This is a genomic window from Pseudomonas sp. RC3H12 (assembly GCF_018596375.1).
GTDB lineage: Bacteria > Pseudomonadota > Gammaproteobacteria > Pseudomonadales > Pseudomonadaceae > Aquipseudomonas.
Genome location: NZ_CP075595.1, coordinates 2,411,525 through 2,436,667 on the forward strand (window position 1 = coordinate 2,411,525; position 25,143 = coordinate 2,436,667).

Here is a 25,143-nt window from a genome sequence, read left to right on the forward strand (position 1 = left end):
AACCCGCAATGAGCGAAGCACAGCACAGCGCCTGGCGAGGTCGGCTCTGGCTGGCCGATGATCACGGCCTGCTGCTCGGCACGGCGGGCCACACCGGTGTCCATGCCCACTATGCCCACCAGGTAGTGCTCGCCCTTGAGGGCCACGCCTGCCTGCAGATCAATGGCGAAGAGCACCGCGGCGACATGCTGGCCATCGCCTCGTTGCAGCCCCACGCCATTCTCGCGCCCGGCACCGTCTGCATCACCTTGTTCGCCGAGCCCCTGGCGTTTTCCCTGGAGACCTTGCTCGACGTCTGCCGGCAAGCCCCCCGCGATATCTCAAGCCTCGCCCAGGCGTTGCGCCAGGCACCGCGCCGCCCGTTGGATCCGCGCCTGGCGCGGGCCCTGGCACGAATTCGCGCAGTGGACGAGCAGCGCCTGCCGGCCACCGAGCTGGCACAGGCAGCGGCGCTGTCGGTCAGCCAGCTCGAGCGCCTGTTCAGTGGCCGCCTGGGTCTGTCGGTGCGGCGCATGGTGCTGTGGCAACGCCTGCGCGTGGCCCTGGGCGCGGCGCTGGCCGGCGCTAGCTTGACCGAGGCGGCCATGGCCGCCGGCTTCGCCGACTCGGCGCACCTGAGCCGCAGCCTGCGCCAGCAATTCGGCATCCGTGCCAGCGAAGCCCTGCGCCACCTGCGCTCAGACGTGCTCTAGTGCCTGACGCAGGCTTTTCGGCAAGGCTGCCGGCGGCTGCGCCGTGGCCACTGGGCGGAACGGCTCACGCAGTTGCGCCAGGTACGTTTGTGGGTAGTCCGGACGGTCGCCAATGCCCATGTCGTCATCGGCCAACCCGTAGCCCGGCAGGTGAAGCGCTGTGCCGAGCAAACGATCCCAGACGGGGAAGAACAGCGCGAAGTTGACGTCGCCCAGGGTGCCGTACTTCAGGTGGTGCAGCCGGTGCACGGGGGCCCAGGCGAAAAGATGGCGCAGAACGCCGATGCGCATGTCGACATTGCTGTGTTGCAACAGCAGCTGGACCGCTATGCAGAACGCCAGCAACGCCGCCACGTCCTGCGGCAAACCCAGCAGCAGCAAAGGCAGCACGCCGCCCAACCCCTCGGCCATCTGGTGCAGCGGGTGCTTCATCAAGCCATTGAAGCCGTACAGCCGGGTCACACTGTGATGCACCGCGTGCAGGCGCCAGAGCAATGCGCTGCGATGACTGGCGTAGTGCACCAGGGTGATCCCCAGGTCGGCCAGGGGCAGCGCCAGCAACAGTTGCCCCAGCACAGGCCAGTGGCTGGGCCACAGGCTTGTGGCGGGCAGCCAGCCGGCGAACAGCGGGATGGCTGCGATGCTGGCGATATTGAGTGTTTCGTTGACCAGTGCGTGCAGTCCATCACGCCCGCCTTCGCCTGCCGCCTCGCTCCAGGCAGGTTTGTAGGGGCACAGCGCTTCGCAGGTGAACGACAGCAGGATCGCCACGCCGAGCAAGGGCAGCAGCCAGAGAATGTCGGCGCCAAGATTGATCAGCCACACGGCGGTGGCGATGAAACCGAAGAAGAAACACGGGGCATAGAAGATGCGCATGGAGGGCTCCAGTCATGGTTGGAGCCGCCAGTGTTGCCTGGTGCCTGAGCGAGACACTTGAACAAACGGCGCATCTGTCGCAGCGATGTTCTACAGGGTCGATGTGTCCGCTGCTCGGGCTGCCAGCTGTCGACGCATCTCGTCGTTGGCGCCCTGAGCCTGGGCCAGGATGGCGCGCAAGCCCTGCACCTGCGCGTCACGCTGCTGCAGTTGCTCATCCAGCAGCGTGCCCTGTGCCGTGGCCTGGCGATGTTCGGCGAGCAGGCGCTCATTGTCGCGGTGCAGGCGCGTCAGCTCGTCCTGACGCGCCAAGGCGCCCTGCTGCAAGGTCTGCAACTGGCCTTGCAGCTGGCGCACCTGGGTCTCGTTGCGGCGTTGATCCTGCTGATGCTGCTCGAGGCTGGCGCGCAGTTGCCCGTCCTTGTCGGCCAGGCGCGCTTGCAACTCACCCTGTGACTGGCTGAGGCTGGCGCTGCGCAACTGCTCGGCCTGCAGGCTGGCCTGGGCGGTCGCGAGCCGTTGAGTCTCGGCGTGCAGCGCAGCGGTCAGGGCCTCGACCTGGCGCAGCGCGCCAGCCAGGTCGCGCTGGGTCAATTGCAGCTCGGCCTGCATCGCCGCACAACGCGCCTGCGCCGCCTGCTCGGCGGCCGCGATCCGGGCCTGCCCTTCCTCCTGCAACTGGGCTGCCAGTTGCTCGACCAATCGCGCCAACGGTTCGCTCAAGGCCCCCTGGCTACCCAGCAACTCCAGCGGCTGCCGGTCGAGTTCCTTGAGGTAGCGGTGGATAGTGGTCTTCGAGCCGGTGTTGCCCAACTCGATACGTACCGCATCGATACTGGGGTGTTCACCCCGGGCCATCAGCGCCTGCCGTGCCTGCTGCACGGAGGCCTTGTCTATGCCATTGCGGGCCATTGCTCATTCCACCTATTCGTACCATGGCATGTACCATGTAATTTGGCGCAATACTGCACGGCCCTGCCCCACGATTCAAGCCTGCGGGTGAAATGTCATTCAGCAGCCTGTTCGAGGAAATCCACCGGCGGCACGAAGAACAACCCACCGGTAACGGCGCAGCTGTAGTCCAGCAAACGATCGTAGTTGCCCGGCGGCTTGCCGACGAACATGTTCTCGAGCATCTGCTCGATCGGCGCGGGCGACCGGGCGTAACCGATGAAATAGGTACCGAACTCCCCGGCCCCGGGGCGGCCGAAGGGCATGTTGTCGCGCAGGATCTTGATCTCCCGCCCACCCTCTTCCAGGGTGGTCAGCGAACTGTGCGAGCAACTGGGCTTGCTCGCGGCATCGAACTCACCAGAAACATCGCACTACGGGTGATCGGGCTGTCGACAGCCTGCGGCTCGATCTCGACTGTATTCACCAAGGCGTCCTCTCACGCAGGGTTTGATCGCTTGTGGTATAGCACAGCGCGGCTGAACAACCGCACCTCATAGATGCGCTCTATCAACTCATCCAGCCTATCGATTTGACCGCGTCAAATTGCCTCAGATAACGTGCCGCCCGCTTCGAAGTTGCCTGTTCCCTCCACCACGAGCCGAACCGCGCTGGCCTCGTCCCATCGTTACCAGATCCGCCCAATGGTACCGCCGTTATCCTTGCGTTCGAGTTGTTGAAATGTCTGTGAATACCCCCTCCCGGATCACCGAGCTGGTCATCGAAGCCGGTACCCGCAAAGCCCACCTGCCCACCCGCGCCACCTTGATCCTCGGCTTCCTGGCCGGCGCGTTCATTTCCCTGGGCTTTCTGCTGGCGATCCACGTCAGCACCATGATTCCCCCGCAGTGGGCCTCGTTCGGCACGCTGCTCGGCGCCGCGGTGTTTCCCATCGGCCTGATCCTGGTGATCCTGGCCGGAGGCGAGCTGCTCACCGGCAACATGATGAGCCTGCCCCTGGCGATGTTCGCCGGGCGTATCCGCCTGCGGGCAGTGGCGCGCAACTGGACCCTGGTGACCCTGGCCAACCTGCTGGGTGCGCTGTTCGTCGCCTACTGCTTCGGCCATCTGCTGGGGCTGACCGAGGGCGCGTATCTGGGCAAGACCCTGGCCGGCGCCACCAGCAAGGTCAGCGCCGACTTCCTGCACGCGTTCCTCTCCGGTATCGGCTGCAACTGGCTGGTATGCCTGGCGGTGTGGTTGTCCTACGCCAGCCGCGAGATGAGCGGCAAGATCCTCGGCATCTGGTTCCCGATCATGGCCTTCGTCGCTATCGGCTTCCAGCACGTGGTGGCCAACATGTTCCTGATCCCGGCGGCGATCTTCGCCGGTTACCTGAGCTGGGGGCAGTTGGCGGAGAACCTGGCGGCGGTGTTCCTGGGCAACGCCGTGGGTGGGGCGATCTTTGTCGGCCTGGCCTACTACGTGTCGTTCGGCGTGCCTGCGCAGGAACAAGGCGCATTGCACTGATGCCACCCCACCGAAGCGGTGGGGCGTTTTTCGTCGATGTCCTGGTTGCGTGCGAGCTCAGCCGTCCTTGCCCAGCACATAGCGGTCGAAGTGCTGGATATGCTCGTCAAGATTGTCTTCGAGCATCATCCGGTACTGCTCGCTGAAGTACTTCAACAGCTCCTCGCGCGCCGCGGCCATCTCCGCCGCGGACTTGAAACTGCGGGCCGCCATCCAGGCATTGAAGCGGCTGGCGGCGAAGGTCATCGAAGCGCTGACCTTGCCGAGGTCCTCGAGCTTTTCGATCTGCTGGTTGGCCAGCTCCACATGCGCATCGGCGCGGTCGTAGAAGGCCTGGTCGGTGGCTTGTGCCATGGAAATCTACCTATCGGAAAACGTTGCGCTCAGGCGGTCTTGGCCTGAACGGTGAACAGGCTGGCCCCCAGCGTCATGAACGACACGCCGAACAGGCGATTCATCAGGCGGGCGCGGCTTGGTGCCGCCAGCTTGCGCTTCAAGGCCTGGGCCAGGAGGACATAGAAAGCATGGGCCAGGATCGAGCACAGGGCGAAGGTACCGACCAGCAGCCCGAGCTGACTATCGGCGCCGTTGCCCGTGCCCATGAACTGCGGCAGGAAGGCGGCAAAGAACAGGATGGCTTTCGGGTTGGTCAACGCCACCGTCACGCCGTTGAGCATCAGCCGGCGGTTGCTGACCAGGGCCTTGACCGGTTGCTCGAGCTGGTCGAAGGCACTGCTGCGGCTTTTCCACTGTTTGACGCCGAGGTAGATCAGGTAGCTCGCGCCCACCACCTTGAGCAGCAGGAAAGCGCTGGCCGAAGTCTGCAGCAATACCCCGAGCCCCGCACTGGTAGCGGTGGACACCACCAGCAGCCCGAGCGCATTACCCAGCGAACCGAGCATCGCCCGCCTCGGCCCGTGCGACAGCGAGTTGGACAACGCCATGATGACACCCGGGCCTGGCGACAAGGTCACCACCATCGAGACAACGACAAATCCGAACCAATCGTGCAGCGACATCCTTGTACATCCTCGGGCCGATAACGTGAGGCGGCGACTGTAGCAGAATGCCGCCCCGCTCCGGAATTGGCACTGCGCCTGATAGCCCCCTGCAACATCAAGCCTGAGAATCCGCCAGTACCGTCCCCACCGGACGTTCTTGCGTCGGTGCACGGTTGCAGGCCACGAAATCCTCCTGGCGCAGCACCACCAGCGCCACCAGCGACGCCACGCCGGTGCCCACGTAGAAGTACCACGGCGCGGTGATATCCCCGGTCACCTTGATCAGCCAGGTGGAGATCAGCGGCGCGCTGCCGCCGAACACCGCCACCGGAATGTTGTAGGCCATGGCGATGCCGGTGGAGCGGATGCGCGTCGGCAGCAGCTCGCTCATCAGCGCGTAGGTCGACGACGCATACAGCCCGAACAGGATCGCCACCGCCATCAGCGGCCAGAACAGAGTGGCCGGTGTGGCGCCCGGCGCGGTCTTGAAGAACCAGTACATGGCCAGGGTCGCCAACGTACCGATCACCATCAGGAACGGTTTACGCCCGTAGCGATCGGTGAAGGCGCCGCCAAACGGCATCACCAGCGCCGCCGACAGGCTGGCGACGAACACATAGAGCAAGGTGGTGCCGCTGTCGAACTTCAGCGTGTTGGACATGTAGGTCGAGGCGAAGGTCAGCACCAGGTAGAAGATCGAGCTGTGCAAGGTGATGATGAAAAACACCAGGGCAATCGAGCGCTTCCACTGCCACACCTCGCGCAGCGGCGCCTTGGAGGTCTGCCCGGCTTCCACCAGGGCGAGGAACTCCGGGCTGTCTTCGAGTTTCAGGCGGATATACAACGAGATGAAGCCCAGTGGCCCGGCGATCAGGAACGGGATCCGCCAGCCCCAGTCCTGCATCAGCTCGGCACCCAGGGCCCAGGTCATGCCATTGGCCACCGCACCGCCCAGCAGCAGGCCGAGCACTGCGGTGACCATCAGCCAGCAGGTGGCGAAACCCCGACGGCCAGGGCCGGCGTATTCGGAGATGAAGCTGGTGATGGTGCCAATCTCGCCCCCGGCGGAGAAGCCCTGGACACAGCGGATCAGCACCAGCAGCACCGGCGCGGCGATGCCGATGCTGGCGTAGGTCGGCAGCAGGCCGAGCAGGAAGGTCGAGCCGGCCATCATCACCAGCACCGTGATCAGCGTGCGGCGGCGGCCGATCTTGTCCGCCAGCGGGCCGAAGAACAGCCCGCCCAAGGGCCGGATGAAGAAGCTCAGGGCAAAGGCCGCGAAGCTCGCCAGCAAGCTGCTGGTAGGGTCGTCGGAAACAAAGAAGGCCTTGCCGATATACAAGGCCAGGAAACCGTAGACGCCGTAGTCGTACCACTCGATCAGATGGCCGGTGGTGGCGCCGATGAAAGCCCGGCGCCGCTGGCGCTGGGTGTTGGCGGGTGACATGCCCATGCGGGTAACTCCTGTCGTGTCGCTTTCCATGAAATGTCGCGGCTCAAGCGCTGCCGAGCGACCCGTCCGGGTCCTGCAGCCATTGGCGCAACTGGGTCTTGAGAATCTTGCCATAGCTGTTTTTCGGCAGCTCGGCGCAGAACAGGTACTTCTTCGGTTTCTTGAACGAGGCCATACGCGCCAGGAACCACTCATTGAGGGTCCGCGCATCGAGGCTGCCTGCCGTGCGCGGCACAACGAAGGCCACCACCGACTCGCCCCACTCGGCGTCGGCTTCGCCCACCACGCAGGCCTCGAACACTTCTGGGTGCTGGATCAGCACTTCCTCGACCTCGCGGGGATAGATGTTGCTGCCCCCGGAAATGATCACGTCCTTGCTGCGGTCGGTCAGCGACAGGTAGCCCTGGCCGTCGAGAAAGCCGATATCGCCGGTGTGCAGCCAGCCGTCCACCAGGGCCGTCGCGGTGGCCTGGGGATTTTCCCAGTAACCCTGCATCACCACCGGGCCGCGCACGACGATCTCCCCTGCCTCGCCAGCCGCCGTCGCTTGGCCCGCGCCATCGAGCACGCGCACCTCCACGCAGGCCTGGGCCCGGCCAACGGAAGCGGCGATGGCTGGCCAGCCCGGGTTGTCACGGTCGGCGATGGCCTCGCGGGACAACGCGCTGATGGTCATCGGGCATTCGCCCTGGCCGTAGATCTGCACCAGGCGCGGGCCGAAGGTATCCAGGGCATCCACCAGGTCCGCCAGGTACATCGGGCCGCCGCCGTAGACGATGGTCTTGATGCCTTCGCCGGCGTAGCCCTGCTGGCGCGCCTGCTCGACCATGCGCTTGACCATGGTCGGCGCGGCGAACAGGCTGACCTGCCCCAGCGATTGCGCCAGGGTGAACAGCTCCGTCGCCTGGAAGCCCCGGGACAGGGGCACCACGTGCCGGGCGCCGCAACGCACGTGGATGAAGTTGTACAGCCCCGCGCCGTGGGACATCGGCGCGGCATAGACCATGGCGTCTTCGGCGGCTACCGGGTCGACGTCCAGCGGGTAGCACAGCGACATGGCCACCAGGTTGCCATGGGACAGCATCACGCCCTTGGAACGCCCGGTGGTGCCGGAGGTGTAGAACAGCCAGGCCAAGTCACAGTCCTGGCGGGGGTACGGCGCCTGCAGCTCATCGCCGGCCGACAGCCCCGCCATGCGCTGGACAGGCGCGGCCAGCTCGCGGCAGCCGTTCGGCAATGCCAGGTCGGCGAACAGCTGGCCCTCGTCGGTGAAGATAAGCCGCGCCCCGGCATTGCCGGCGATCCACGCGGCTTCCAGGGCGTGCAGCTTGTGGTTGATCGGCACCGCCACCGCACCGCACCACCAGATCGCGTAGAGCAGTTGCAGGTAGTCGCAGCTGTTCTTCATCAACAGCGCCACCCGCTCGCCCGGTTCGATGCCGTGCACGTGACGCAGCTCCAGTGCCCGTGTCCGCACCTGGGTGGCAAACATCCGGTAGTCGGCGATCTGCCGCGTCCCCTCGAACAACGCCGGCCGCTCAGGCCAACGCTGGGCCGCGTCCTGCAACCAATGGGCGATGTTCATGGCTCAGACCCTGACGGCTTGCAGCACACTGGCGTAGTTGGCCACCGCCATCCCGCCCATGTTGAACAGCAGGCCGAACTCGGCGTTGGGCACGCCCAGGCCGATGGGCTTGCCGGTCAGCTGGGCGAAACCCAGGGCATGCATCGACACCCCGGTGGCCCCCACCGGATGCCCCTTGGCCTTGAGCCCGCCGGACAGGTTCACCGGCAAGCGCCCACCCTGGCGCACGATGCCGTCGTCCAGGGCGCGGTGCCCCTCGCCACGCGGCGCCAGGCCCATGGCTTCGTAGATCAGCAGTTCGGCGATGGTGAAGCAGTCGTGCACCTCGGCGAAACTCAGGTCGTTGAGGGTCACCCCCGCCTCGCGCAGCGCCCCGTGGATGGCCCGCTGCGGCCCCTCGAAGGCCAGCATGTCGCGGCGCGACAACGGCAGGAAGTCATTGACCTGGACCATAGAGCGGATCGCCACCTGGCGCCGCATCGAGCGGGCGCGGGCGGGCGAAGCCAGGATGATCGCCGCAGCACCGTCGCTGATCAGCGAGCAGTCGGTCAGCCGCAGGGGCGCCGCGATCAGCGGATTGCTCGGCGACACCTGGTTGCAGTGCTCGAAGTCCATCACCCGGTGCATCTGCGCCAGCGGGTTGGCCATGGCATTGGCGTGGTTCTTCACCGCGATCGCCGCCATCGACGCCAGTGGGCTGTGGTAACGCTCGGTGTATTGCTGGGCAACCTGGCCGAACAGCTGGGCAAAACTCAGGCCGGCCTCCTGCAAGGCGTTCTGGTAACCGGCGCCGGCCAACGCCCGGGTGACCTCGACCGTGCTGTTGCCGGTCATTTTCTCCGCACCGACCACCAGCACCAGCTCGGCGGCGCCGCTGCGGATCGCGTTGATCCCGGCCTGGATCGCCGCCGAGCCCGAGGCGCAGGCGTTCTCACAGCGGGTGGCGGGCTTGAAGCGCAGTTGCGGGTCGGCCTGCAGCATCAGCGAGGCGGGGAAGCCGTCGGCCACCAGGCCCGAGTTGAAGTGGCCGAGAAACAGGGCGTCGATCTCGGCCGCGTCGATACCTGCATCCTGCAAGGCATCGCGGGTTACCTGGACGATCAGGTCCTCGAGGTTCAGGCCATCCAGGCGACCGAAAGGGCTGTGCGCGGCGGCGACGATGGCGATGGAATCTTGGAACATGGTGTTTTCTTCTGTCCTTGAAGCGGGTATTGCATACAATGTGGCAGCACCCGAATCCCACGCTAGTTGGGGCAACTACGTACACGAGTAAGTAGTGATGCTTACGGGACATGACCCCAAGCACCGAGGCAGGAAGCCTGATGACCGTACCCACCCACGCCTCCCCGGACCTCGAGCGCCTGGCGTTCCAGGTGTCACCCGCGCCGCAACTGATCACCGGCCACCGGCGCATGCTCGACTGCAACGAGGCCTTTGCCCGGCTGTTCGGCTACACCCGCGAGGAGCTGCGCGGGCACCTGACCCTGCTGCTCTACCCTTCCCACGCCGACTACCAGAGCATTGGCGAGCGCAGCGAGCACTGGCTGCGCAACGGTCTGGGCGCCTTCTATTCGGACGAGCGTTTCATGCAGCACCGCAACGGCGAGGTGTTCTGGGCCCGGGCCCAGGGCTTTACGCTAACGGCAGAGGATCCGTTCAAGCTGATGATCTGGCATTTCGAACGGCTCGACCGGCAGCCGGCACCCGCGGTGCAACTGACGCCGCGTGAACGGCAGATTTCGTCGCATATCGTGAACGGGCTGACCTGCAAGGAAGTGGCGCGGCAGCTGGGGATATCGCATCGGACGGTAGAAGTGCATCGGGCGCGGTTGATGAAGAAGTTGCAGGCGAAGAACAGTGCGGAGCTGGTGTCCAGGATAATCTTTATCAGCTAGTGTTCGTGGTTTCATTAGTTCGCTGCAACCTTGAAGCGAGCAGGCCCCGGGAAAATCTTGTGAACCGAGAGGACCGCAGCAAGCAGTGAGTTGCGATGCACAGAACATGGTCCTCCACAAAGGTCCTCATGCTTGACCACAACTCATGCTCCGAAGGTTGTCACTGATGCACGGCCGAGCGACAACTACCATTGCCAACCATGCAAAACGATGGAATGATGGCACTTTGCATTAGCTTGAGCGCGTGCACCTCCAATGCATATATTTTAGGGTAGCGGTCAAATGCAGTGATCAGCGCACGAACTATTAAGCATTTGCCAATATCTGATTAAAGAAGCAGCAAAGACATTACACCACCGCCTCTCGACAAATAACCGCCAAGAAGACCAAGCATGGAATACAACAGAATCATCTACCCCGAACGGGCGGAATATTTGTCCGAACAAAAATTCCAATCCTACAAGGTGTTTCTTTCACACTGGGACCCGCTCTCAATAAAAATCAAGAATAACTTCGAGGAAGCTCATCTCCGCCGCGTTAGCAAAACCTTGATCATTTATGGCGCGCAAAGTACTGGAAAGACGCTTCTGGCAAATAAACTAAGCCAGGACTTCAATACAACCAGTACCGCGCTTCAGGCCGGGGCATTTCAGCATTACGATGACGCCAACATGTGGCATAGAACTGTATCTGGGTTTTCCAAAGACGAAAATCTGATTGCTGAAAACACCCGCACCACAGCGCTACTGCACATTGAAGACGATGCTGATTGGATCACAAAAGCCAAGCAATTCTGCGGCAGCAACAGCGGCAGAACGGTCTTGATTATCGCTGACAACTGTGAGCGCGACTACTTTATCCAAGGTTTGCTCGGCATCACCGACCTGAACTTTCTACAGATTGGGCGCACACCAACTTTAATAAAATCCGCAGCCCAAAGATTTGTCGCACTTTGTCGCACTGAGCTTCGCGGCGCAATGCTACTCATGTTTACCAATGACGAAGGCTTTGCGCAATCATTCGAGGAGGCAGTCAATACGCAGCACCAAGGCCTCGTCGAAGCAACGGCGATGCCCATGCCTTCACCACGCGACAAAGAAACTGTCATTCGCGTCAATACAAATCGCCTCAACCCTTTTTCGTACTGGTATTGTCTTGACCGTGCAGGTATTGATGAAAAAAAGAACACATTCAGAACGCTTACTGCCGGAGCAGATGGCTACAAAGCAGCCTTCGAATCCGTTGACCGAGCGATCCAACTAGCGAAGCCCTCGCGAATCGGGCGCCCGCCGAAAAAATGCCTCATCACTTTTTTCGTTTTGACAGACCGTGATTGCGTCAGGGATTGCGTCGACCTGCTTGGTCTTGGTTCCTACGTTCGAAATGTTAACAGCAATTCATTTTTAGACGTGGTCACCTTCACGGAAAACTGGACATCCGAGCTTAGCTTCGGAGACCAAAGATCTAGGAAGCTTCTACAGTCCGAGTGGAATCTAAGAATAGTAGTCGCAGGCAATCCTTTTGTCTCTGCTCTGCTTTCCGGAACTCAGCGCCCACTGATAAAAAACCTGATAGATGCCACGCTCGCTTATCACGGGCCAGGGACTCACTCGACGACCGTGAACAAACACATGGACTCCATCGACACTGAAATTGAATTACTGACAGCACTAACTCCAAACGACAACTCCTCATTCTGGGCGCTCGGCCAAATTCGATCCAGTAAATATGAAGGCGAGCTAAGATGCTATCTACCTGGCTATAGCACGGGACAGCCAGGGTTCATGAACTATCTTCCGGACTACTCCACAGCCCCCTATCGCCCATGCGAGTTGTCGGCCAGCCAAACCGATACCGACTCGGAGATTAACGAGACTATACGCCGCAATGCAATAGCCTGTGAATTCACGTCTATCAAAGACCTCACAGCGCTACCACTCAAAGCGTACCTAGACAAAAAACTGCCTAATTACGTAGAGATCATGCAAGAACAGTGAACCTAACGTTCTGATCATCTACTGCATTGAAGCATAAATGGTCATCCCGCAACTTACAATCGAGCGGCTTGCGCCAAGCCGCCCGATTGGCCTCTCACAGTTATTTATCATCTCATAATAAAAATGGTGAAATGCAGTCGTCGGTTCACTCCGCTCCCTCCTACACGGTTATCGAGGTAGTGGAATATTGGACTTACTTGAACCCGCCAGCGCCGCGGAGCGAGCTCGAGGTTGGCAGATCAATTGCAACGTATTGCAACGGCCAACAATCAGCCCAGAGCTTGCAATCCCCCCGCCACCCCGAGACAATGCGAGCAATTACCATTTACACCTCGGATCCCGCTCTATGTCGACGCTCGACCGCTCGGCGCTTCACCAGCTGTACTGCGAAAACAACAGCTGGCTGAAAAGCTGGCTGCGCGCACGCCTGGGCAATGCCGCCGATGCGTCCGACCTGGCCCACGACACCTTCCTGCGGGTGATGACTGCCCGCAACCAAGGCCCCATTCGCGAGGCGCGCAGCTACCTCAGCGCCATTGCCCGCGCGCTGCTGATCGACAAAGTCAGGCGCCGCGCCATCGAGCAGGCCTACCTGCAGGCCCTGGCCCTGCGCCCGGAGCCGGTCGAAGTGTCGCCGGAGACGCGCCTGTCGATCATCGAAATGCTGGTAGCGGTCGATGTACTGCTCGATGAACTGGGCCCCAGGACCCGTGACATCTTCCTCGCGGTGCAACTGGAAGGGCTGACCTACGCGGCGGTCGCCGAACGCTTCGATGTATCGATCACCACAGTCAAGAACCACCTGATCCGGGCCATGACCCGCTGCCTGCTGGTGGTCGACAATTGAGGGCCGGCCAGTGGACCTGAAAACCCTCGAGGCGGCCGCGACCTGGTACGTGCAACTCAATGACGGTGATGCCGACATAGCACGGGCCCAGGCCTGGCGGGATTGGCTGGCCGCAAGCCCCGCGCATGCCGAAGCCTGGTCGCGGGTGGAGAAACTCCAACACCAGTGGTCAACGGTGCCGCGCCAGGCTGCGCTGTCAGGCCTGGGCGCGGCCCAGGCGCAGCGCCGCGAGGTGCTCAAGGTGCTGGGCCTGCTACTGGCCGTCGGTGGCGGTACCTGGTTGGCCAGCGAGCAGGTGCCCTATCGCGCCCTGCTCGCCCAGCAGCGCACCGGCAGCAGTGAACGGCGCTCGCTGCGCCTGGACGACGGTTCGCAGCTGGAGCTGAACGTCGACACCGCCCTCGACGTGCGCTTCGACGCCCAGGTGCGGGCGATCCAGTTGTATCGCGGCGAGATCCTGATCAGCACCGCCAGCGACGCCGCCCGCCGCCCGTTCATCGTGCACACCGACAACGGCAGCGTGCGTGCGCTGGGCACGCAGTTCAGCGTGCGCCAAACAGCGCAGCAGACACAGGTCGGCGTATTGCAGTCCGCCGTCGAGATACGCCCGCAACGCCACCTCGACCAGGTGTTGCGCCTGGACGCCGGCCAACAGGCCGGCTTTGACCGCGACGCGATCGGCCGCGCACAAGCCCTGCCCGCCGATTCCGCGGCCTGGGTGCAGGGCATGCTCAGCGTGAACGACTGGCGCCTGGGCGATTTCATCGCCGAACTGGGCCGCTACCGTCCCGGCGTGCTGCGTTGCGCGCCGTCCGTCCAAGGCATGCGCATTTCTGGCTCATTCGCCATCGATGACACCGATATCGCCTTGGCGAACCTGCCGAAATCCCTGCCCGTGAGGGTGCGCTACCTGAGCCGTTACTGGGTCAACGTCGAACCTGCCTGAGCCCGGTGCAAAAAAAAATTGTCGCAATCTTGCTGATTTCGATTCTCGTCCGTCCATGACACAAGCCGCGACGACAGCGACTTTCCGCCATGACACGCAAGGATCACCCAATGCCCCTGCTCCAGCCCAGCACCCGCCTGCGCCACGCCATCCACCGGTTCACCCTCGGCCTGTCCCTCGCCACCGCGCCTGGCCTGATGTTCGCGCCGGTCGACGCCCTGGCCGTCAGCCAGACCGCCTACCACATCGCAGCCGGCCCCCTGGGCAACGCCATCAGCCAGTTCGGCGTGCAGGCGGGGGTGACCATTTCGTTCGACACCGAGCAGACCCGCCATCTCTCCACCCCTGGGCTCGACGGCAGCTACAGCGTCGAGGAAGGCCTGCTGCGCCTGCTCGGCAGCAGCGGGCTGCAAGCCCAGCGGCAGGGCAATGGCGGCTATGTGCTGGTCCCGGCTGACAATGGCCCCGCGATGGAGCTGGGACCGTTGACCATCGACGCCAACCGCCTCGACGCCACCAGCGAGGGCACCCAGTCCTATGCAGCACGGGCGGTGACCATCGGCAAAGGCGTGCATACGCTCAAGGAGACACCGCAGTCGGTCACGGTCATGACCCGCAAGATGCTCGACGACCAGAACCTCAATACCCTGGAACAGGTGCTCGACAAGACCCCCGGCATCACCGTCTACGACTCGCCCATGGGCGGCAAGTACTTCTACTCGCGCGGTTTCAACCTCGACGGCCAGTACCAGTACGACGGTGTGCCGCTGGACGTGGGCGGCAACTATGTCCAGGCCAACAGCTTCTCCAGCGACATGGCCTTCTACGACCGGGTCGAGATCCTCAAGGGCGCGGCCGGCATGATGAAAGGTTCCGGCTCATCGGCAGGCGGCGTCAACTTCGTGCGCAAACGTGGCCAGGACAAGGCCCAGACCACACTTACCCTGTCCGCCGGCACCTGGGACAACTACCGCGGCCAGGTGGACGTGGGCGGCCCGCTGAACGAATCGGGTACCGTGCGCGGCCGCGCCGTGGCCACCCTGCAGGATCGCCAGTACTTCTACGACAATGCCAAGCGCCAGGACCAGGTGCTGTACGGTGCCCTGGACTGGGACGTGACGCCTGACACCACCCTGGGCGTCGGCCTGGCCTATGAAGACATCGATGCCTCGCCCTGCTACACCGGCCTGCCCCGCTATGCCGATGGCAGCGACCTGAAGCTGTCGCGCTCCACCTGCCTGGGTGCCAGCTGGAACGACCTGCAAAGCCAGCGCATCACCGGTTTCGCCGATCTCAAGCATCGCTTCAATGACGACTGGACGCTCAACTTCGCCTCGGTCTACACCCACAACAACCAGAACCTCGAGTACGGCTACTCCGAAGGCGCGGTACCGGTCGGCGCCAGCAGTGCCGGTATCCGCCGCCATGTCGGGCGTTTCGACTACGACCAGGACGACTACGGCTTCGATAGCTACGTCGACGGCAAGTTCGAGGCATTCGGTCTCGAGCACGAGTTGATCGTCGGCGCCAACGCCAGCCGCCAGAAGACCCACGATTACTTCGCGCTGATGCCGCTCAACGGTACCCAGAACCCCTTCGACCCGTCACCGGCCTTTCCACACCCCTCCAAGGACGAGTTTCTGGCCAACCCCAGCCGTGGCGGCAGCGAACCCACCGACTCAACCACCACCCAGTACGGCACCTACGCCACCCTGCGCCTGAAGCTGGCCGAGCCGCTGACCCTGGTGCTCGGCACGCGGGTTAGCTGGTACCGCAACAAAAGCGACTCCTACACCCAGGCCTGGGACTACTGGGTGCACAACCGCAGCCAGGAAAACGGCCAGGTCACGCCCTTCGCCGCGGTGCTCTATGACCTCAACGATGAATGGACCGCCTACGCCAGCTACGCCGATATCTTCCAGCCGCAGAGCAATCTGGTGAACGCCCAGGGCCAGGCCCTGCCACCGAAGACCGGCGCCAACTACGAGCTGGGCATCAAGGGTGAACTGTTCGGCGGCGCGCTCAACACTGCCTTCAACCTGTTCCGCACCATCGAGGAGCACCGCGCCGAAACCGACTTCGTCGACACCTGCAAGGGCTCGGGCGATCAGTACTGCTACACCGACAGCGGCAAGGTGCGCGCCCAGGGCTTCGAGGCCGAGGTCAGCGGCTCGCCCATCGAGCGCCTGCAACTGCTGGCGGGCTACACCTACACCCAGACCAAGTACCTGAACACCATCAACCAGACCGAGCCGACCGAGCTCAACTTCACCTCCAGCTTCATCCCGCGACACATGCTCAAGGTCTGGGGCGACTACCAGCTCGCCGGCGCGCTCGACCGCTGGACCGTGGGGGCCGGGGTATCCAGCCAAAGCGAGAACTTCCGCCGCCAGGGCAACCTGAGCATCGAGCAAGCGGGCTACACGCTGTGGAGCGGCCGCGTGCAGTACCGCCTGGACGAACACTGGAGCCTGGCGCTGAACGGCAACAACCTGCTGGACAAGCGCTATTACTCGACTGTGGGGGCCACTGGCTGGGGCAACTACTACGGCGAGCCGCGCAACTTCATGGTGACGCTCAAGGGGAGTTTCTGATGGGTGCTGGGATGTAAGCGCCGGGCCTTTCCAGGTGTTCGCCGCGAAGGTATCTGCGCCTGTTAGATCGAGCGCCGCGCGGGCGGCGCTCGATCTCATAGGCGCTGCAAGGGTTGCGGCGTACACCTGGAGGCCCTCACTCGATCACCTTGAGAAGGCTGCCCACAAGCACGCCAACGACTCATTGCCCGCGCTCTGCTCCCGGCTTGAGAAAGGTCACCACGGCGCTGGCAAACCGCTCCCGTTGATCGAGCATGACGAAATGAAAACTGTCATCGATCCGGGTGAAATGGATATCAGGTGTCGAAGCATAGGCCCGACGGAACGTTGCATCGACGCTGGATGCAGGTACGCCGTAAAAAGCATCGTATGCATACACGACCTCAACCGGAGCACTAATACGACCAAGTTCAGGACGCAAGTCAGTGACCATTAACTCATACACCGCGTCGGCCACAGTCTTGCGATCAGAACTGATCCCCGCAGAAATCAGCCCTGGTCTTACCGCCTCGGTTTTGGCGAGTCGGGCGATGGATGCCCTCTGCATCGCTTCGTTCTGCTCCGGCGATGCTGCCAACAGCGAACTGCGCATCGCTGCAGCCTGCACGGTAGCGGTTTCGCTGGTGGCGGAAGGATCGATCAGCAACGTATAGAACGGCAACGCATCGACGATCATCAAGCGACCGACCTGATCGGGATGGCGAGCCCCCAGCATGAGTGCAACCTCTCCCCCCAGCGAGTGACCGATGATCACGGGTGCCTCGATATGCTGGGTGCGGATGTAATCAGCAATGGCCTCGGCCACTGGAGCGACCACTTTCCCTTCGCTATCGGACACCGCAGGCAAACCCGCGAAGCCTGCGACCTGCACGAGGTGAAGGCGGTGGTTCTGGCGTAACCGAGTAGCAAGGTCAACCCATACCTCGCGGGACGATGCCAGCCCCGGAATCAGGATCACATCCCTGCCCGCGCCTTCGACCTGGACACAGATACGCTGCTGGTCAGCGTGCCTTGTTGGCGGAGACGGAGGTTGGCTGGGTGACGCCGATAGCGACGGCGACATCAACGACAAGGTGGTCCCGATTGTCGCGAGGATCATTGCAATACGCATCGGATTCCCCTCCTCATGCGATGTGCTGTTTGTTTCATGGCCACTCCTTTGACTGATGAGAGCTAGTGTGGTGTTTTGCAAATACGACCAATAAATCGCCGTGAGTTATGGTCGTATTTGTGAAACACCACACTAGGCACTATACGGGCTTGTCACCACGATAGGAGGTGTCAAGGACATTCGAGCACGGCCTGGGGGATGCGCTGCCCGCCCCCAGACCATCGGGCTCTGTTTCACACCTTCTTCAAAATCCCCATATGGGCATCATCCATCAATGCCTTGGCCATATCGCTCAGGTAGTGCGAGGCCCAGACCAGCACCGGTTCGTTGTCCATCACACCGATAAAGGAAGCCCGGCGGGCGCTATCGAGCAATACGGAAGCCTGCTCCATGGCGTAGTTCGCACAGTTGCCGGGCTCTACGCGGAACAGCCGCGTACCTTTGGTGGCGCCTTCCAAGCAGGTGCAGGTGCCGACGGTCCAGCCGAGCTGGCCGTGGTCTGCAGGGGTTTCGTTGTCCATTTGCGAAATCCTCGGGTGTCTTTGATGTAGCGGGCTCGAAGACCCGGTCGCGTGCCGACCGGTTATGCATCAAATGCGTGGGAGCGGGCTTGCCCCGCGATGAGGCAAGTCCAGGTGATGACGGGAATCGCATCAGCAGTTTCACCGATCCGGGCGCCCACTCTCACCAGTCCGTGGCGGCTCTGTCAGTGCAGAGTGTATGACGGCGGTCGCGTACTCATGTGGAGCTGGGCAAGTGCCGACTCCAGCAATGTGCGGGTGGCGTCAAGCTCGTGCATCATCGTCAACATCACCAAAGTGGCCGGTGATTTCGGCAGGTGATTGAACGATTGATGGGCGACGGCAAGCGCGCACATGACGTACTCGGTGGCCTGGACCAGGGTGTCTTCAAGGAGATGGGGGGATTCGGTGGACGGTGGTGGATCCGGGACGATCTTGAGCATAAGTACCTCGCAATGCATTAGTCAGACCGCCACCTTTTCACTTGCAGGTGAAAGGTGGCAGCTACGTGCAGGTCTGCAAGACCGGGGCATTACGAGGCGAAAACCCGGCTGACCAAAAGGTCACCCGCACGTAGCCACCATAAAGCGAGACCCACGACTCAACGCCGAGGCTCATGGTGAGCACCATCGTAATACCGCGCAGGCTTGCAGACCCGGTCGTTGATTTGGCAACGACCCAGCGAGACTAGCCGCCACTTCGAGGGCGCAACAGTGGCCGAAGCATGCTTCGGAAACGGACTACTCGAAATAGGGAAAATCTTATTCATACCTGTAGGACGCGATACGAACTTGCTCCCTACCCCATTACCCAGCTATCCGAGAGATAGTTTGCATCTACCCCATCGCTAGTAGAACATCCCCTCTTTTGCACGAATGGACACGCGCATGAAGTTCGAGAGGCCCACTCAGTACAGAACCGATGAAGGGATCGTCTTCAATCTCTCGCAAATTACCCTTATGGAAAGTGACCGAGGCCGCCTGCGCGAGTTGCACTTTGGTGAGGCAAAACGCGCCCACTACCAAGTCAACAACTTGGTCGTGGATCTGTATGATCGGATGCAGGCCCGAAACCTGCCTTGCCTGCTGACAGTCCGCATTTCCAACCCCCTGACCCGGCAGCAAGCCGATACCATCAACACCCTGCGCGGCAACGTCGCCAAAGGAATTGCTGCAGCCTCAGGTGCTGCTGCCGGAAAGGTGGGCGCTTTGGGTGGGCCAATAATTGGCTGGGCTTCCGGTGCAGTGGTGACGACAGGAATGAACTGGTACCTCAAAGGGGCCTTGCCTAACCTGCATGCAGGCGACGTACTCGTCAGCATCGAGGGAGAGGTTCATGGCGGGATTGGCCCACAACGTTCTGGCGTGACGTTGGTCATCAAGGTCTGAGGAGCGACACATGCCTTACATCATGCAAGCTGCCATCCTTCTGGTACTGGGCGCACTCCTCGTTCAGTTTCTGAGACCATCCCCCTTACGCAAGTGGCTGGGCCTGGCGCTGTTAGCCGCGGGCTTGGTCGGCATCTTCAAAGTAGAACAGCAACAGGTGTTGGGCTTTGACCTGGAGCTGCTGGCGCTACTGGCTGTGCCGCTAGGCGTGGTGCTGTTCCTGACGCGGCGGAGATTCTCGGATATGGACTGATAGCCATTCCAAACTCTTGCGAGGAAAAATTCGCCCCCTTTTACTCAGGGGGGCGTTTCTGACGGGCGCAAGACGGGGCGGCCCTGCGCGCGCCTCCCCTGTCTGTGTCACACCTTCTTCACCATCCCCATATGGGCATCATCCATCAATGCCTTGGCCATATCGCTCAGGTAGTGCGATGCCCAGACCAGCACCGGTTCGTTGCCCATCACGCCGATGAAGGACGCCCGGCGGGCGCTGTCGAGCAGCACGGAGGCCTGCTCCATGGCGTGGTTCGCACAGTTGCCAGGCTCTACGCGGAACAGCCGCGTACCTTTGGCGACGCCTTCCAGGCAAGTGCGGGGCGTCTTTAAGGAGAGAGAACTCGGCGGACAGTGAAAGATGGCAGCTACGTGCAGGCCTGCAAGACCGTGGCATTACGAGGGAAAAACCCGGCTGACCAAAAGGTCACCCGCACGCAGCCACCATAAAGCGAGACCCACGACTCAACGCCGAGGCTCATGGTGAGCACCATCGTAATACCGCGCAGGCTTGCAGACCCGGCCGTTGATACGACCCAGCGAGACTAGCCGCCACTTCGAGGGCGCAACAGTGGCCAAAGCATGCTTCGGAAACGGACTACTCGAACTAGGGAAAATCTTATTCATGCCTGTAGGACGCGCTATGAACATGCTCCCCTACCCCATTACTATTGCGGCAGTTTCGCAATCACCTTGATCTCGAAGTCGAAGCCGGACAGCCAGGTCACGCCGATAGCGGTCACCGTGGGATAAGGCGCCTCGCCCCAATACTCGGCTGCGACCTCCCAGATGGTTTCGAATGTCGAGTCGGGGTCGACCATGAAGATGGTGGTATCAACCACATCCTCAAAACTACCGCCCGCCTCGGCCAGGATCGCGTTGAGATTGGCAAAGGCCAAGCGAACCTGCGCCGCGAGGTCGGGCTCAGCCGAACCATCCTTGCGGCTGCCGACCTGACCGGATACGAACAAAAAACCATTGGAGCGAATCGCCGGCGAGTAGCGGTGCAACTCGTACAAAGCATGGCGATCTGGCGGGAAAACGACATCACGTTTGCTGGACATGGCCTACCTCGTTCTGGGCCATCGCAGCCCGGTGTTTACGGTGAGGCCACTATAAAAAGGCCACCTACCTGGATAAACGGGCAGCTCTGGCCAGGACTGTTTGTATACTCCAAACAATCCAGGTGCGAACGAGGCGTGGAATGGACCGATTCGATGCAATGCAGGCGTTTGCCCGGGTGGTGGAAACCGGCAGTTTCACCAAGGCGGCCGCCACCCTGCACATGAGCAAGACCACCGTGACGCAGCTCATTCAGCAGCTGGAAGCAAGGTTGCGCGTGCGCCTGCTCAACCGCACCACGCGCAAGGTCAATGTCACCGCCGACGGCGCGGCCTACTACGAACGCGTCGTCCGGTTACTGGCAGACATGGACGACGCCGAGACCAGCTTGTCCAGCGCGTCGATGGCGCCGCGCGGCCGGCTGCGGGTTGATGTACCCAGCCCGCTGGCGCGAATGCTGCTCATACCCGCCTTGCCGGAGTTCTTTGCACGTTATCCGGAAATCCAGCTGACGGTGGGCGTGAGCGATCGCATCGTCGACATCATTGGTGAAAACATTGACTGCGTGGTGCGTGGCGGCGAGATCACCGACCAGTCCTTGGTGGCAAGGCATGTGGGCGATCTGAAACTCGGCATCTATGCCACGCCCGGTTATCTGCAGCGCTTCGGGACACCGGCGCCCCCCCTTGAGCTGGAGGAAGGCCAGCACAAAACCGTTGGCTTTCTCTGGTTTCGTACAGGCAAAACCTTGCCCTATGCGATGCACCGAGGTGAAGAGCGCATAGAAGTCCAAGCGCGCCCGCAACTGACGGTCGATGACGGCAATGCGTACCTTGCCGCCGGCTTGGCTGGCCTCGGGATGCTCTGGCTGCCGCAGTACATGGCCAAACCCCACCTGATCAGCGGGGAGCTGCTGCCGCTGTTTGAAGACTGGCACATGTCGCCAATGCCGATGTACCTGGCCTTCCCGCCGAATCGCCATGTCAGCGCCAAGGTGCGGGTGTTTATCGACTGGATAACCGAATTGATGGCCGAGCATGCGCCGGTGATTGGCTGAAACAGGTGCAAGGCCGCTCCAGGCTCCTACTCTCGACCCTCAAATCGTCGCCTGCTCAGGAACAGCCCTATGCCAAGCGGCACTGCAAGGGCAGACATCAATCCCAGGTCAAAGCCCTGCAAACGAGTCTGGCTCAGCGCAACGCAACCAATCAGTCCAGCAATGACCAATGCAACACCTAGCCACTTACGCAACAAGTACGGTTTCATGAACCGCTCAAATAGAAAAGCCAGTGCAACGAAGATGACTGCCTGGGTAATTTCGGACATGTGCGTCGCCTCTCAAGCCCTGATGATCAGTGATTCGGCAGTGCGCTGCGGGCCAATCCCACCACTCACCTGAGCCTGAATGCTCACGACTACGTCGCCAGCATGGTAAGTGGGTAAGACGTCATTAACGTAAGAGCGCATGCCCATACCTACAGCAGTACCTACCGTCATCCCTGCTACTGGCCCGGCCAGATTGCCCACAGCACGGGCAGCTCCACCGAAGGCGGAGAGCGCCAGGTTAGCAATGCTAGTGCGCTGGGCATTGAGGGTGTCTGCTTGTTGACGGGTCAGCGGTTTGGAAATACCGACCATCATCACGCAGGTCAGGTTTTTCGCCTGCATCTTGTCGTAAACCTCTACGACTTTACTATTGACTTGGTAATGGGCGTGCTTTGCTTCGCCAAAATGCAGCTCGCGCAAACGACCGCGGTCACTCTCGGTGAGGGTGATCTGCGAGACGTTGAACACGATCCCGTGGTGGCCCATGTACTGGAATGTCGCTTCAAAGTTCACTTAACGCATCCTTACGAAACAGCCAGAGTTTCTGAACAGCTGGGTATCCATATGCAGCTGAAAGTTGACACGATCCCTTTAGGAGTGGGCTTGTGCCGCGAAACGGCTGCATAGCAAGAAGCCGAACTCATGCATCGGGAAAGATCTTGAGCGTGATGAAACTCTCTGGTTACGCTGATCGGACCGCACCCCATCGCTTCCAGGCGAAGAGGTAGCGGCTACGTACGGGTCTGCAAGACCGGGGCAACCAGAGTAAGCCCGGCTGGCCACAAGGCCACCCGTACGCAGCCACCATGACGCACGGCCAATGGCTTGAGAGGCAATGGGTGGTGCTGATCTAGTTGTCCCGCTCGGGCTTGCAGACCCGGTCGCTACTTTTTGGTAGCGACCCAGCGAGACTAGACCTCGGTTGGATGGCGTAAAAGCGGGTAAAGCATGCTTCGGAAACGGACTACTCGAAATAGGGAAAATCTCATTCATGCCTGTAGGACGCGCAATGAACTTGCTCTCCTACCCCATTACCTAGCTATCCAAAAGACAGTCTGCATCCCCCAGCGCGAGAGAACCAAGCAGTACAGAAGTTGCTCAACATGATCCAGACGGAGCAGTTGCACCGCCTCTATTGCGGTAGTTTCGCGATCACCTTGATCTCAAAGTCGAAGCCGGACAACCAGGTCACGCCGATAGCGGTCACCGTGGCGTACCTTGCCGCGGGCCTGGCTGGCCTCGGGATGCTCTGGCTGCCGCAGTACATGGCCAAACCGCACCTTATCAGCGGCGAACTGCTGCCGCTGTTTGAAGACTGGCACATGTCGCCGATGCCAATGTATCTGGCCTTCCCGCCGATTCACCATGTCAGCGCCAAGGTGCGGGTGTTTATAAACTGGATAACCGAATTGATGGCCGAGCATGCGCCGGTGATTGGCTGAAACAGGTGCAAGGCCGCTCAGACCAGGCACTTCGAATTTCCGCTTTTGCCCGTTTTCTGACAGTGCGCTGGAGACCAACAATGGGTCGTTAACGGCATTTCGTAACTGGCCGTTTCCGACCCATTGCGTCCATTCGAAAAGGACCGCTACCAGCCAAATGTAGCCGGCCAAGCGTATCTGAGAAAGCTGGGAATAATCCCTCCCCATCCATTACTTGGCAGTGATTCCGGCGCGGAGGCCTTACCCTTGCCTAGCACCATGTCTCAAAGGTAATGTGCAATCCAGCCAGCATGCCTGGCAAAAAACTTTTTAGGTTGGTGCGTAAATTCAGTATCAGTGCGAATAGCCTAGTCTAGAATCGTCGCGCCCATAGCAAGAAAAAGCTTTTCACCAGCTGGTGTATATTTATAGATGATTTTCAGAGCATATTCAGAGGAAAATTGAATTTGAAGAACTATCGCAAAAAATTCTTAGATATCACCTCATATGCGCCAATTGCTTACGGGGGGCATTTACCTGGGAAATATCTTGATATTTAGTCTTATTTATATATTCATATTCGCCAGCGATTTCAAGGGCAACCCAATAAGCCCTGTGCAAGCATTGTACTTTAGTGTCGTTACAGTAACTACATTGGGCTTTGGCGATCTAACCCCGAAGCTTGATGCGACCCCACTTCTTCTCGTAATTACCTCCCAAGTTGTTTTAGGAGTTGTTACTATCGGCTTGTTTTTAAACTCCATATCTCACAAACTAAGCGAACGAAAAGATTTGACCCAAAAAGCATTTGAAGAAGAAACTGAAAAGAATACCCTAAGAAAACTGCTAACCATTTTGAGGCCAGCGATTGTCAGCTACATGGAAATTCTTTCTGAAACCTATAAGGTGACAACGACCAGCGTAGTAAACGACTTCATCACAATAGCTCCCCAAAATCTATTTTGCCAAAAATACTATGATCAAATCTGCCGGCAAAATTTTTTCTCCACTGAGACTAGATATGGTAAAGATGTATTAACCTGGGGTGGTTTTATTGAGCAGGAGAACAGCAAGTTCACCGAGAAAATAGATGACTTCCTGAACAAGTTCGCCACGTCACTGCCTATCGATCTGGTTGAGCTTCTTGTTAGCTTAAAGGATCATCGCTTTCTTTATCATTGCAGGCAGGCAAAGCAAATGATCCAGCTCGAAGTTGCTCAAGGGCTCCAGATTCCTCGCACTCACTTTTTAACTATTGAGCACAGCAGTGTTGAAATTCCTGAAAAACCAAATTCGATTAGAGACTTCCACGAAAAACTCCTAAACCTAATCTCCCAGCTAGATGAAAACACATCTGGAGAGTGCATTGTTATGATTATTGACTTGAGGAAGGGTGTTTCTGCCCCGCCCATTGGTTCAGCCATTGCCGATATTATTAAATTTGGCCCGTTTGACCCACAAAGTAATTAATAACACGCCAATTGGGACGATCGCGACGTACGGTTCAGTGCGGGGGCAGGTAACAGCTATCCCTACCGCGATCAATGTATCTGTCTGATTTGGATTTTTCGTTTTGTGAATCGGCTCCAGCTCCTAGATACATCCAACTGGCTCGTTTTGACCGTTAGCCGTGGTCAGCGAAAGGCCGCTATGGGTCGAAAACAGCCAGACGCGGATAACTGCTCTCGCCCCATAGCTGCCCTTGGCGGAGGGCAGATAACAGCCAGAAGCGGT

At 60.5% G+C, this 25,143-nt stretch carries 25 protein-coding genes and 3 pseudogenes; 12 read left to right on the forward strand and 16 right to left on the reverse strand.

Features of this window, described 5'->3' with window-relative positions; genetic code table 11:
* Positions 1-8: 8 nt before the first annotated feature.
* A complete protein-coding gene (locus KHO27_RS10975) occupies positions 9-692 on the forward strand; it encodes an AraC family transcriptional regulator (RefSeq protein ID WP_110702209.1) in 684 nt (227 codons plus the stop codon).
* Here the strand turns inward: KHO27_RS10975 and KHO27_RS10980 are convergent.
* From KHO27_RS10980 to KHO27_RS10990, 3 genes and pseudogenes are all read right to left on the reverse strand, one after another.
* On the reverse strand, positions 678-1,568 hold the full coding sequence (locus KHO27_RS10980) for a sterol desaturase family protein (RefSeq protein ID WP_111532301.1): 891 nt from the start codon (positions 1,566-1,568) through the stop codon (positions 678-680). The two genes, KHO27_RS10975 and KHO27_RS10980, sit on opposite strands and share 15 nt — an antisense overlap.
* A gap of 90 nt (positions 1,569-1,658) precedes the next feature.
* A complete protein-coding gene (locus KHO27_RS10985; RefSeq protein ID WP_110702213.1) occupies positions 1,659-2,480 on the reverse strand; it encodes a DNA-binding protein in 822 nt (273 codons plus the stop codon).
* 95 nt (positions 2,481-2,575) lie between these two features.
* Positions 2,576-2,878: pseudogene (locus tag KHO27_RS10990) on the reverse strand (Dyp-type peroxidase); the annotation flags it as partial.
* A 322-nt stretch (positions 2,879-3,200) separates the two neighbouring features.
* Here KHO27_RS10990 and KHO27_RS10995 point away from each other — a divergent pair.
* On the forward strand, positions 3,201-3,989 hold the full coding sequence (locus KHO27_RS10995) for a formate/nitrite transporter family protein (RefSeq protein WP_110702215.1): 789 nt from the start codon (positions 3,201-3,203) through the stop codon (positions 3,987-3,989).
* A 57-nt stretch (positions 3,990-4,046) separates the two neighbouring features.
* Here the strand turns inward: KHO27_RS10995 and KHO27_RS11000 are convergent, their stop codons facing one another.
* From KHO27_RS11000 to KHO27_RS11020, 5 genes are all read right to left on the reverse strand, one after another.
* The gene (locus KHO27_RS11000) at positions 4,047-4,343 is read right to left on the reverse strand and encodes a DUF3144 domain-containing protein (protein ID WP_110605272.1); all 297 of its coding nucleotides are present in this window, start codon (positions 4,341-4,343) and stop codon (positions 4,047-4,049) included.
* 29 nt (positions 4,344-4,372) lie between these two features.
* The gene (locus KHO27_RS11005) at positions 4,373-5,008 is read right to left on the reverse strand and encodes a LysE family translocator (protein ID WP_110702217.1); all 636 of its coding nucleotides are present in this window, start codon (positions 5,006-5,008) and stop codon (positions 4,373-4,375) included.
* A 97-nt stretch (positions 5,009-5,105) separates the two neighbouring features.
* The gene (locus tag KHO27_RS11010; RefSeq protein ID WP_214501790.1) at positions 5,106-6,443 is read right to left on the reverse strand and encodes an MFS transporter; all 1,338 of its coding nucleotides are present in this window, start codon (positions 6,441-6,443) and stop codon (positions 5,106-5,108) included.
* Positions 6,444-6,486: 43 nt separating this feature from the next.
* Positions 6,487-8,028: a class I adenylate-forming enzyme family protein gene (locus KHO27_RS11015; RefSeq protein ID WP_214501791.1), complete on the reverse strand. Its 1,542-nt coding sequence runs from the start codon at positions 8,026-8,028 to the stop codon at positions 6,487-6,489.
* Between the two features lie 3 nt (positions 8,029-8,031).
* Entirely contained in the window at positions 8,032-9,210 is a 1,179-nt protein-coding gene (locus KHO27_RS11020; protein ID WP_139670498.1) for an acetyl-CoA acetyltransferase, read from the reverse strand.
* Between the two features lie 140 nt (positions 9,211-9,350).
* On the opposite strand from KHO27_RS11020, the gene KHO27_RS11025 reads away from it, so the two are divergent.
* The 5 genes from KHO27_RS11025 (at position 9,351) to KHO27_RS11045 (ending at position 16,307) form a co-directional block, all read left to right on the forward strand.
* Positions 9,351-9,923, forward strand: a complete 573-nt coding sequence (locus KHO27_RS11025; RefSeq protein WP_102682432.1) for a LuxR C-terminal-related transcriptional regulator — start codon at positions 9,351-9,353, stop codon at positions 9,921-9,923.
* A 392-nt stretch (positions 9,924-10,315) separates the two neighbouring features.
* Positions 10,316-11,920, forward strand: coding sequence for a hypothetical protein (locus KHO27_RS11030; RefSeq protein WP_214501793.1), 1,605 nt, complete (start codon positions 10,316-10,318; stop codon positions 11,918-11,920).
* A gap of 346 nt (positions 11,921-12,266) precedes the next feature.
* Positions 12,267-12,767, forward strand: coding sequence for a sigma-70 family RNA polymerase sigma factor (locus KHO27_RS11035; protein ID WP_214501794.1), 501 nt, complete (start codon positions 12,267-12,269; stop codon positions 12,765-12,767).
* 10 nt (positions 12,768-12,777) lie between these two features.
* Positions 12,778-13,713, forward strand: a complete 936-nt coding sequence (locus tag KHO27_RS11040; protein WP_214501795.1) for a FecR domain-containing protein — start codon at positions 12,778-12,780, stop codon at positions 13,711-13,713.
* A gap of 110 nt (positions 13,714-13,823) precedes the next feature.
* Entirely contained in the window at positions 13,824-16,307 is a 2,484-nt protein-coding gene (locus KHO27_RS11045; protein WP_214501796.1) for a TonB-dependent siderophore receptor, read from the forward strand.
* Between the two features lie 181 nt (positions 16,308-16,488).
* On the opposite strand, the gene KHO27_RS11050 is transcribed toward KHO27_RS11045, so the two are convergent.
* The 3 genes from KHO27_RS11050 to KHO27_RS11060 form a co-directional block, all read right to left on the reverse strand.
* Complete coding sequence (locus tag KHO27_RS11050) at positions 16,489-17,418, reverse strand: alpha/beta fold hydrolase (RefSeq protein WP_214501797.1); 930 nt, start codon at positions 17,416-17,418, stop codon at positions 16,489-16,491.
* 233 nt (positions 17,419-17,651) lie between these two features.
* Positions 17,652-17,939 (reverse strand): DUF3077 domain-containing protein, encoded by a 288-nt coding sequence (locus KHO27_RS11055; RefSeq protein ID WP_214501798.1) that lies wholly within the window; start codon positions 17,937-17,939, stop codon positions 17,652-17,654.
* 185 nt (positions 17,940-18,124) lie between these two features.
* Positions 18,125-18,382, reverse strand: coding sequence for a hypothetical protein (locus KHO27_RS11060; protein WP_110702331.1), 258 nt, complete (start codon positions 18,380-18,382; stop codon positions 18,125-18,127).
* Between the two features lie 444 nt (positions 18,383-18,826).
* On the opposite strand from KHO27_RS11060, the gene KHO27_RS11065 reads away from it, so the two are divergent.
* Together KHO27_RS11065 and KHO27_RS11070 are read left to right on the forward strand one after the other, a co-directional pair.
* Positions 18,827-19,327 carry a hypothetical protein gene (locus KHO27_RS11065; protein ID WP_214501799.1) on the forward strand — a complete coding sequence of 167 codons (501 nt, stop codon included), beginning with the start codon at positions 18,827-18,829 and terminating at the stop codon, positions 19,325-19,327.
* Positions 19,328-19,337: 10 nt separating this feature from the next.
* Complete coding sequence (locus tag KHO27_RS11070) at positions 19,338-19,580, forward strand: hypothetical protein (RefSeq protein WP_110702244.1); 243 nt, start codon at positions 19,338-19,340, stop codon at positions 19,578-19,580.
* Between the two features lie 107 nt (positions 19,581-19,687).
* Here the strand turns inward: KHO27_RS11070 and KHO27_RS26250 are convergent, their stop codons facing one another.
* Positions 19,688-19,978: a DUF3077 domain-containing protein gene (locus KHO27_RS26250; RefSeq protein WP_309147881.1), complete on the reverse strand. Its 291-nt coding sequence runs from the start codon at positions 19,976-19,978 to the stop codon at positions 19,688-19,690.
* 290 nt (positions 19,979-20,268) lie between these two features.
* Positions 20,269-20,664: a RidA family protein gene (locus tag KHO27_RS11080; protein ID WP_104445248.1), complete on the reverse strand. Its 396-nt coding sequence runs from the start codon at positions 20,662-20,664 to the stop codon at positions 20,269-20,271.
* Positions 20,665-20,804: 140 nt separating this feature from the next.
* On the opposite strand from KHO27_RS11080, the gene KHO27_RS11085 reads away from it, so the two are divergent.
* On the forward strand, positions 20,805-21,719 hold the full coding sequence (locus tag KHO27_RS11085) for a LysR family transcriptional regulator (protein ID WP_214501800.1): 915 nt from the start codon (positions 20,805-20,807) through the stop codon (positions 21,717-21,719).
* 26 nt (positions 21,720-21,745) lie between these two features.
* On the opposite strand, the gene KHO27_RS11090 is transcribed toward KHO27_RS11085, so the two are convergent.
* The 3 genes and pseudogenes from KHO27_RS11090 to KHO27_RS26255 form a co-directional block, all read right to left on the reverse strand.
* Positions 21,746-21,988, reverse strand: a complete 243-nt coding sequence (locus KHO27_RS11090) for a hypothetical protein (RefSeq protein WP_046855303.1) — start codon at positions 21,986-21,988, stop codon at positions 21,746-21,748.
* Between the two features lie 12 nt (positions 21,989-22,000).
* Positions 22,001-22,501: a hypothetical protein gene (locus tag KHO27_RS11095; RefSeq protein ID WP_214501801.1), complete on the reverse strand. Its 501-nt coding sequence runs from the start codon at positions 22,499-22,501 to the stop codon at positions 22,001-22,003.
* Between the two features lie 619 nt (positions 22,502-23,120).
* Positions 23,121-23,210: pseudogene (locus KHO27_RS26255) on the reverse strand (RidA family protein); the annotation flags it as partial.
* Here KHO27_RS26255 and KHO27_RS11100 point away from each other — a divergent pair.
* A pseudogene (locus tag KHO27_RS11100) lies at positions 23,200-23,430 on the forward strand (LysR substrate-binding domain-containing protein); the annotation flags it as partial. The pseudogenes KHO27_RS26255 and KHO27_RS11100 overlap by 11 nt on opposite strands.
* Positions 23,431-23,916: 486 nt before the next feature.
* Entirely contained in the window at positions 23,917-24,879 is a 963-nt protein-coding gene (locus tag KHO27_RS11105; protein ID WP_214501802.1) for a potassium channel family protein, read from the forward strand.
* Positions 24,880-25,143: the final 264 nt, after the last annotated feature.